We start from the raw sequence: 10,045 nt of genomic DNA, 5'->3' as shown, positions 1-10,045 counted from the left end.
GTGTTACCAACAATGCAAAACTGATCCACTTCAACAGTTGAATTCTGATCCACTTGTTTTCACTATTGTGCCTTTTCGGAGGCACCTTGATCACAAAAGAAGAACTTATGAAAATTCAGATTCTGCACCAACAAGGCCTTTCTCAACGGGCCATTGCTAAACAACTCGGGATATCACGCAATACCGTTAAACGTTATTTGCGCATGCAAGTTGATTCGCCAGCTTATTCTGCTCGGCCGAAAACGACTTCATTACTCGATCTCTATAAACCGTTTCTTCATTCACGTATTGCACAAGCCAAGCCTGTGCACTTATCGGGCGTTGTTCTATTTCGAGAGCTCAAAGAATTAGGCTACTGTGGTGGTTTATCGCTATTACGTCAGTATTTATATGCATATCGTGGTAAGCCGTCCCCAACGGAGACTGTTCGATTTGAAACCCAACCAGGTAAGCAGATGCAGGTAGATTGGGGGCAAATGCGCGGGGGCAAGTTCCCGATACATGCCTTTATCGCTGTGCTGGGTTATAGCCGCGTTATGATGGTCGTCTTTACCGATAATATGCGTTACGACACGCTTGAGCAGTGCCACCGTTTAACCTTTGACTATTTTCAAGGTGTGCCACAAGAAGCATTGTATGACAATATGAAAACGGTCGTGATTGAGCGTGACGCTTATGGTGAAGGGCAACATAAACTCAACCAAGCTTTTTACCAATTTGCTAAAAGCATGGGATTTATACCTAAGCTCTGCCAACCTTACCGACCACAAACTAAAGGTAAGGTTGAGCGTATGGTCCGTTATGTTCGCGATAATTTTTTCAGACCACTCAATACCAAATTGGAGGCTATAGGAGAAACGTTAGATGTCATGACCGCCAATGCCGAAGTTATGTTATGGCTTGATACAGTGGCTCATCAACGCATTCACGATACCACCAAACAAAAACCAGCGAACCGCTTGATTGAAGAACGACTCGCTTTACAGTCTTTGCCACCAACACTGCTTCCAGTAGTCACGTCCCTTGCGCCTGACGTGCCTCTGCATTCAGCATTAACGGCGTTAAATGAACAGCCATTACACCACCCCCTTAGTATTTACGACCAATTGTCGGAGGCGATATGAACCTGCAATTATCACGTATAAATGAACTCACCTTGGTGTTACAGTTAGCTGGTATTGATGCCAATGCGTGTGATTTAGCTCAGCAAGCGGCCAAAGAGGAATGGGATTACCTCACTTTTTTAGAACAGGTGTTGCAATGTGAAAAACGTGCACGGCATCAGCGTAAACAGCATATGTTTACGCGCATGGCGGGGTTCCCTAGCCTGAAAACCTTAGAGGATTTCGATTATCAATTCGCAACAGGCGTCCCCAAAAAGCAAGTCATGGAATTAGCATCGCTCTCCTTTATCGAGAGACAAGAGAATGTGGTGATGTTGGGACCTTCAGGTGTTGGCAAAACTCATATCGCAGTTGCGCTAGGTTATAAAGCCGTTCAAGCAGGGATAAAAACGCGCTTTATCAGTGCTTCAGATTTGATCCTACAACTGGTCACCGCGCAACGGCAAGATAACTATAAACAAGTAATGCAACGCTCGGTAATTGCGCCAAGGTTACTGATAATTGATGAGATCGGGTACCTTCCATTCAGTGCCCACGAAGCCAAATTGTTATTCGAGGTGATCGCCAAACGATATGAAAAAGGGTCAGTAATTTTAACTAGCAACTTGCCATTTGGACAATGGGGGCAGGTATTTGCAGACGATACAGCGCTGACATCTGCAATGTTAGATAGGGTATTGCACCATTCGCACATTATTCAAATCAAAGGAGATAGCTATCGAATAAAGGAAAAGAAACAAGCTGGTTTAATGGATAAACCAAAGGATTAGTGGATCACTTTTCGATTGTTGGGGTGGATCACTATTCAATTGTTGTTGACACAAGGGTGTAATTGGCTCGTTATCAATTGGGTTGAATATTTAGCTTATTTGTATGTCATTAATGAATTTTAAATGCTTGGTTCACCTCTGTGTATTCGTTACTATAGCCAAAACGTTTTAAATTATTTAAGTTAACGTTATTACGATTCGGAGCATTCCTTGAAGCAATTGTTACATTTGATTCAATCTCAATGGTTACTATTCACCATTATAATAATCTTACCAATCTCGATTTTGTCTTTATATCCAGTTGATAATCTGCCTTCGGTTCCGGGTTCTGATAAAACGCATCATTTTATTGCTTATGGCGCTTTGGCTTTTCCTGTGGCATTGGCTAGACCCAATAAATGGTTAATTATCACACTGTTTTTATTAGGTTATAGTGGGGTTATTGAGCTCATTCAGCCTTATGTTAATCGCTATGGTGAGTGGCTAGATTTAGGCGCAAACGGTTTGGGGCTTGTGTTTGGAATTGGGTTAGCTTCTTTTGCTCGCTGGGCTGTTTTAAAACAAAAATTATTATGAATAACCCTACCTAAATAATACCAATCGTTGTTAATGAACAACCACCTGAGTGGTTTAAATTAATTATTAACGGTGATTGCTTTATTTGGTTTTTGCTTACCCTTTATGATTAGCCGATAGTATACGAGTTCAAACATAATTATTTTGTGTTCTCGTTTATATTCATTAATTTAAATTTAATTGTGTGCATTATTATCTTGTAATTCATAAGTTACATTGGTTAGTATTATGTAACCGGTTACTTTTTGTGTTAATGGGTTTTATTTTTAGAATATAATATATTGTAAAATAAATCTTTATTATCATAATTATCTCAAAATCTATATGTAACCGGTTACTTATTATAATAAATACAACTTAGATACTTAAGAAGGACAAACACATGTTTAACCGTAAATTTAGCAAAACGCTTCTTGCGTCTAGTATTGCTTCATCGTTGTTGATTAGTTTATCAACAACGGCTGTTGCCGCTGACGAGGCTGCTGTTGACGAAGCAGATGGGATGGAAGTGATTCAAATTCGAGGTATTCGAGGTTCACAAGTTCGGTCAATTAATAACAAGCGTTTTGCAACAAGCGTCATCGATTCTATTTCGGCAGAAGACATCGGTAAATTACCCGATGCAACCATTGCTGATTCACTACAACGTATAACGGGTGTGCAAATACGCCGTACGGCAGGTGAAGGGTCATCTGTTAATATTCGTGGTATGGCGCAAGTACTTACTCAATTAAATGGTGAGTCATATATGGCTGCGGGTGCTGTGACGAGTATTCAGCCTGATTTTGGTGATATTCCATCTCAGTTATTTAAAGGCGCTGATGTAATGAAATCTACTGATGCCAGCACATTAGGTGGTGGTATTACCGGTGTGGTTAATTTACAAACTTTACGCCCATTTGACTTAGAAGAAGGTTACACCGTCACGGGTGCAGTTGAATCTCATTATGGGGCTGATACCCAAGAAGTTGAGCCTGCTTTTAACTTATTAGCGGGTTGGAATAGCGGTAAGTCAGGTGCACTATTATCGGTTGCCTTTTCAGATGTTACGTTAGGTAATTATTATAACGGCATGGCTGGCGGTGGTTCAGATGCGGGTTGGTCTGGTATGCCAACAGAAGCCGGCGCAGCCGGAGATAACTGGAACTACAACGGTACCGATGTTAATGGCGATGGTGATTTAGATGACCGTTTTATCTCTTATCAAGGTCATACGGCTTATAATCGAACAACCAGTCGGGAACGTTTAGGCGTTAACTTATCGTTTAATCATGATTTTGGCGAAGGTTTAATTTTAACATCAGATGTATTTTTTACGGATTTAACTGAAGTTGAAGCGGCTGCCGGTGCCTCTATTTCTGATAAATGGCAACAATGGGGATGGGGTAAACCTGGTATATCAAGAGAAACAGGTGCCGAAGGTATTAGCTCGACACAGCAATATATTGGGACGGGACGTCGCTTAAAATCGTATTCAAATATTCGCGTTTTTGAAAAAGAATCAAAAAATGTCAATGTTGAGCTTAGCTACGATAATGGCAGTGCATTTACTTTTACAGCCCGTGCCATTTATGGCGAAGCCGAAGACAACAATATTAACAGTTACGCTGATGCAGACATGGCCAATGGTAGTCAGTGGGGGGTTGAGTTCCAAGATTATCCGGAAGGTAACTTAGCAACAAACCCTGGTGGTTATGCAGGTTTACAAACCATCACGGTTGATTATCGTGGCGAACACCCTCATTGGTCGGGTGTACCAACCGATGTAACAAGCAATATTAATAGCTATGGCATTGGCGCGTTAACGTCTGAAAACAATTACGACCGTGAAGGCGATATGGCGATTTTACGTTTTGATGGTAAATATGATTTAGAAAACAGTCTGGTTACGTCTATCGAATCGGGTGCGCGTTTTAGCCAACGTTCAGCGAGCAATACACAATATCATTTATTGGGTACGTTTGGCCCTGATAACTGTAAAGTGCGTTGGAAGGCAACAGATGTTGATTTAAATAACGACTCATGTAGTTGGACTAATGGCGATACCACCTATACTGCCGGTAAGCCGCTTGCGTTATCTAGTTTTGGTAACGCCGCTATCGAAATTAGTGATTTTGGCCCTGCAACGGGGATCCCTAACCTGTACGCGCTAGACCCACTAGCCATGCAAGATGTTGTTGGTTTTCATAATACTTATTATCCGGGTAATGTAGAGGGAGTGATCCCGGGGCAAAGCTACAACGTTGATGTAGATGAAACGTCATTTTATGCTCAAGCTAATTTTGAAACCGACATTGCCAATATGCCATTAACGGGTAACTTGGGTGCACGTTATATCAAAACGGATTTGTCTATTACTCAAAATATCGTTGGCGCTTCATTACCGTATGGTGCGGGCCAAGTCGATGAAGGTGATAGCGTGACGCCACGTGATTACAGTGATTTTTTACCGGCATTGAACTTAGCATTAGCCGTAAATGATGAAATGTTAATTCGTTTTGCTTATTCAAAAACCATGTCTTCACTCGATTTAGATCAATGGGGTGGTGGTTTAGCGCCTACCTATGCTATCAACTCAGATACCGGTGTGTTTGAGATCATTTCAGCTAGCTCAAATGGCAACCCTGATCTCGATCCATGGCGTGCAAGTAACCTCGACTTATCATTTGAATATTACACCGGTGAAGCCAGTATGTTCAGTCTTGGTTTATTTAAAGTGGATATTGATAGCTTTATTGAACGCGGTTCGGTTGATGCTGAATTACCAGATCAAGATGGTGTTGTGCGTAGAACTACATCGGTACAAACGAATGTTCAAGGTGAAGGCGGTACGCTCGAAGGGGTTGAAGTCGCGTTAAAACAAGCCTTTAGCGATATCAGTGTATTAAAAGACGGTTTATTAACAAACTTTGGTATTGAAGCTAACTATACGTATTCGCCCAGTGATTCTGGTGAAAAAGATTTAGATGGTAATAAAATACCGTTTATTGACAACTCAGAAAATCAATATAATTTAATCGCATGGTACGAAGCCGACAAGCTACAAGCCCGTATCGCGTATAATTATCGGGGTGAACGAGCAGCAGCCTTTAATCAAGTTTGGGGCACTGAAGGTTTAACTTTATATCAAGATGCGACCGCGTATGTAGATGCATCGGTCAGTTATGATATCAACGAAAATCTAACCGTATACTTGAACGGGAGTAACTTAACCGGTGAGTTTGAAGAATACTATTTGCAATGGAACGATCAAAAAGCATGGCAAAATGTATATGAAGCACGCTATACCGTGGGTGTGCGCGGACGTTTATAATAGATTTAAGCCTATAATAGAAAAACATTAAGACCAGCCGCTACCTTGTTAGCGGCTTTTTAGTTTTCTAACCCGATAACCCGTGTGATTGCTACTAGCCATCGTTACGACTATAAAATGCGCTTTCTTTTGTAATCATCGTATTAGATTGTGTGTCTTTGATATTAAATGAAAAATTATTAACCCGTTTAGGTTGTGGTTGTAGGCTCTCGAGTGTTATCGAAATAACTTTTAACGCATTGGGTTGTATCGTCACGATTGATCCGCCAACAATATTAATATTGTGTAAGCCGGTTAACGTGATTTCATACCGCTTTTGCGATGCCGATTTATTTCTAATTTTAAACAAATATGTATTCTCGACTTTACCGGCATGGTTAATGTTATAAAGCGCTTGCCTGTCTCGTAGAATATTCACATCGTAACTTTGCCAACTAACAGCCCAAACCATCATGGCGATTAAGGTTAATATAACGGCAACCCCATATGAAATATGTTTTTTTATGTTGCTGTTATTGAGTTGTTGTGCGGTAAAGGCAATTAGGCCTGGTTTATAATTAAACTTTGTCATTGTTGAATTGCATGCATCAACGCATAACCCACAATTAATACATTCATATTGCAAGCCGTTTCTGATATCAATGCCCACTGGGCACACTTGAACACACAGATCACAATCCACACAATCACCTAGTCCTGCGGGTTTCTCTTGGCTTCGTTTTCTTTTACCTCGTTTTTCGCCTCGGGTTGCATCATAGGTTACCAGTTTGGTTGATTGATCAAACATAACCGATTGAAAGCGAGAATAAGGGCACATATGTTGGCACATTTTTTCTTTTATCCAACCGGCATTTATATAAGTGCAAACTGCAAAAAAAACCACCCAATAAGTCGCGGTTGAAGACAATGTATATGTAAAAAAAGGGTAATAGAGTTCATTCACTGGCACAAAGTACGAAATGAACACTAAAGCCGTGAGTAATGAAATACTCAACCAAATAGCGTGTTTAACCGTTTTTTTAGCTAATTTATTCAAGTTTAACGCTTGTTTATCGAGTGCTTTGCTTTGATGGTGAGTGCCTTCAATGCGGCGTTCAACCCAATTAAAAAGCAACATCCATATCGTTTGAGGGCAAGTAAAGCCACACCAAATACGGCCATAAAGATGCGTTAGATAAAACAATAAAAAAGCCGAAAAAATAAGCAGAAGCGAGAATATAACTAAGTCTTGTGGAAAAAGGGTAAAAGCAAAAATATGCATTTGTTGTTGAACTAAATCGATGTATATCGCTTGTCTATTATCGTATTGAATAAACGGTATTAATATAAATAGGGCGATTAACACAAAGGCTAAAGAGCGCCTTATTTGTTGAAATACCCCATGTTGTTCTCGAACATATATTTTTTCATCAGTGTTGTTGGTTTTAAAAATAAGATTTTTGGGTGATAAAGGCGAAGTGCTCATTGTCATGCACCGAGTGATAATAACGTGAATTAGAGTGTAACGAGTTAAACTGTTATTGGTATGCACAAAAAACTAAATTACAATAGGTACAGATTGGGGTTGTTAAAGAGGGTGTATGCGGCAATTTAAATATGAACAATTAGCCGATCAATTAAAAAATTTAATTGATGCAGGGCAGTGGCAAACACATGAAAAAGTCCCTTCAATTAGAACGCTCGCGCAAACTTATCATGTGTCGGTTATTACGGTTCAAAAAGCCCTTCACACGCTTGAAGCCAGAAACATTTTATGGGTTAAAAACAAATCGGGCTACTATGTTAATGCCCCGCAACAAGACCCGCTTAGTACGGTTAAAAACCGAATTAGTCAGCCTAAACTGGTGAATGTGCCTGATGTTTTTTATGAAATAATGGAGCGGGGTGCCGCGTTTGATATTTCGCCTCAAAAAGTTGAAAGCTCAAAAAATGCCAATAGTTTATTACTACTTAATCGTCATATAAGTCGTGCATTGCGCCATGAAGCGCAACATAACGCACTCTATTATTCTGAACCTTCGGGCGATAAATTATTGCGACAGCAAATGAGTAAGCATTACCGAAAACGAAATGTGATCAGCGATACAAACGATATTTGTGTTACATCGGGTTGCCAAAATAGTTTATTTTTAGCCTTAATGGCCACGTGTAAACCGGGTGATATTGTTGCGATTGAAAGTCCTGCTTTTTATGGTTTACTGCAATTACTACAACACCTGCAATTAAAAGTGGTTGAGCTACCCAGTTCGTTTACAACGGGGTTGAGTGTGGCGTCTTTTAACAAGGCAATTGAAACTTGGCATGTAAACGTTTGTATATTAACCGTTAATTTTGCAACGCCGACTGGGGCATTAATGCCTAGCCGAGATAAACAAGAAATTGTGGCGTTAGCGCATAAGCACAACATTACGCTCATTGAAGACGATATTTATGGCGACCTGGGTTTTCATTCAACTGTTGAGCCATTAAAAACGTATGACACGCATGACAACGTTATATTATGTAGCTCTTTTTCAAAGTCATTGTCACGAGATTTACGCATAGGCTGGATCATTAGCAAAAGGCATTATAAAAAAATAGCGCACCTCAAATTGATTTATCAATTATCGACTAGTCAGGCAACCCAAAAAGGCTTAACCAGTTTTATGGCCGAAGGGCATTTTGAACGTCATTTACATCAATTTCGTAAAACATTGTTAATTCAACAAAAACAATTGATTGATGCTATTCAAACTTATTGGCATTTTGCGGTTCGGTATACGGTGCCTGACGGTGGGTTGAGTATTTGGATTGAATTGCCTGAATGCATCAATACGTTGTTGTTATATAACCGAGCCATAACCGATAACATTGTCATTACACCGGGAGGCTTATTTACGGCGGAAGATAAATTTTCGAATTTTATTCGATTAAGCTTTGCACATCCGACTACCGGAAAACGATTAAAGGCGTTGATTAAACTAGGCGTATTATGCGAAAACATAATAACCAAGCGTGTTAGCTAGGGCGTGTTTATCTTAGCAGGCATCGATAATGTGTTGTTTTTATTTGTAGGTTGCTATGCGTGAAAGGCATGGCAACCTTCTCGTATTCTCGTTCAATCATCTATACTCAAGTTAATTGGGTAGATTCAAAACCAAGTTGCTTACAAAATATGGCGTTATTTTGTCTAATTTAACGTGATTTTTAACTTAAAACGATAATTTAGAGCGTTTGCTCGGTCCAAAATATTTACCGTTTTTAATTTGCCAATAAATGCTATCAGCTTCTTTTTTTGCTTGTTTTTCTTCTTCTTGGCTCAAGCTACGTTTGTCGATATTCATGCTTTTTTGCGCATCTAGATGTCCGTTATAGGCGGCGACTGTATTCCAAATATAAGAATCTTTTATGCTCTTTTTTATGCCTTTACCTTCGTAATACATTAATGCCAAATTAAATTGGGCTGAGCTGCTGTTGTTAGATGCCGCTTTTACATACCAATCAAAGGCTTGGTTATAATCTTGCCTTACACCTTGGCCGTTACTGTAAAACACGCCTAAATTAAATTGTGCGGCAACAATATCTTTTTGTGCTGCGCGTTTATACCAGTAATGGGCTTTTGTTAAATCAGGCGCAACACCTATGCCATTTTGGTATATAACCCCCATCTTAAATATGGCTTCAGGCAATTCTTTTTCGGCGGCTTGATTATATAGGGCTAACGCTTTTTTCTGATCTTTTACAACGCCTAAGCCTTTTTCAAATAACTCGGCTAAGTGATACATACCCGGTGCATAGTTTTGCTCAACTAAGGTTTCAAATTCAATACGTGCTGTTTTAAAGTCGCCAAAATTAGCGGCATGTATGCCTTTTTCTAAATCGGCTAAAACCGGACTTGAGAGAAGTAAAAAGCAAAGTGCAGCTGAAAACGTTTGTTTTAATATCATAAGGTAAAAAGCGTTATTAAATAAAAAAGTATATTACCGTGCCTGCGATGATCTGGCTAGATTAGATATTTTTGATTTAAGATAAATTTATACCGGTTTAATGAAGTTGGATCGTTAAATGTAAATGTGATTTAACCCATTTGTTAATTTACATAACGCATAAACTGTATAACAATATATTTATTCAATATAAGTCAATAGTAATCTATTATGGTTTTTAGTAGTCTTTATGTTTCATTTTAAACATTCTAAACTTTGGCTAACGAGCCAGAGAGTCAACATGAGACCACTAAATTGTATAACTAAACAACCACAACGTACTGTGCCCTTAACTTA

At 39.4% G+C, this 10,045-nt stretch carries 7 protein-coding genes; 5 read left to right on the top strand and 2 right to left on the bottom strand.

The window, feature by feature from the left end:
• Positions 1-86: 86 nt before the first annotated feature.
• The 4 genes from istA to DPX34_RS20270 all read left to right on the top strand — a co-directional run bounded on the left by istA (position 87) and on the right by DPX34_RS20270 (position 5,783).
• The gene (gene istA, locus DPX34_RS20285) at positions 87-1,124 is read left to right on the top strand and encodes an IS21 family transposase (RefSeq protein ID WP_438938521.1); all 1,038 of its coding nucleotides are present in this window, start codon (positions 87-89) and stop codon (positions 1,122-1,124) included.
• Positions 1,121-1,894 (top strand): IS21-like element helper ATPase IstB, encoded by a 774-nt coding sequence (gene istB, locus DPX34_RS20280; RefSeq protein WP_111980255.1) that lies wholly within the window; start codon positions 1,121-1,123, stop codon positions 1,892-1,894. Before istA ends, istB begins: the two co-directional genes overlap by 4 nt.
• A gap of 210 nt (positions 1,895-2,104) precedes the next feature.
• Positions 2,105-2,470 carry a VanZ family protein gene (locus DPX34_RS20275; RefSeq protein WP_111980254.1) on the top strand — a complete coding sequence of 122 codons (366 nt, stop codon included), beginning with the start codon at positions 2,105-2,107 and terminating at the stop codon, positions 2,468-2,470.
• Positions 2,471-2,852: 382 nt separating this feature from the next.
• Positions 2,853-5,783, top strand: a complete 2,931-nt coding sequence (locus DPX34_RS20270; protein WP_111980253.1) for a TonB-dependent receptor — start codon at positions 2,853-2,855, stop codon at positions 5,781-5,783.
• A gap of 94 nt (positions 5,784-5,877) precedes the next feature.
• On the opposite strand, the gene ccoG is transcribed toward DPX34_RS20270, so the two are convergent.
• On the bottom strand, positions 5,878-7,248 hold the full coding sequence (gene ccoG / locus DPX34_RS20265) for a cytochrome c oxidase accessory protein CcoG (RefSeq protein WP_111980252.1): 1,371 nt from the start codon (positions 7,246-7,248) through the stop codon (positions 5,878-5,880).
• Positions 7,249-7,363: 115 nt separating this feature from the next.
• Here ccoG and DPX34_RS20260 point away from each other — a divergent pair, with 115 nt between their 5' ends.
• A complete protein-coding gene (locus tag DPX34_RS20260; protein ID WP_111980251.1) occupies positions 7,364-8,788 on the top strand; it encodes an aminotransferase-like domain-containing protein in 1,425 nt (474 codons plus the stop codon).
• Between the two features lie 186 nt (positions 8,789-8,974).
• Here the strand turns inward: DPX34_RS20260 and DPX34_RS20255 are convergent, their stop codons facing one another.
• Positions 8,975-9,709 carry a tetratricopeptide repeat protein gene (locus DPX34_RS20255; RefSeq protein ID WP_111980250.1) on the bottom strand — a complete coding sequence of 245 codons (735 nt, stop codon included), beginning with the start codon at positions 9,707-9,709 and terminating at the stop codon, positions 8,975-8,977.
• Positions 9,710-10,045 lie beyond the last annotated feature (336 nt).

This window comes from Algibacillus agarilyticus (assembly GCF_003286125.1).
Classification (GTDB): Bacteria; Pseudomonadota; Gammaproteobacteria; order Enterobacterales; family Alteromonadaceae; genus Algibacillus; species Algibacillus agarilyticus.
This window is presented reverse-complemented; position numbering and strand designations above follow the sequence as displayed.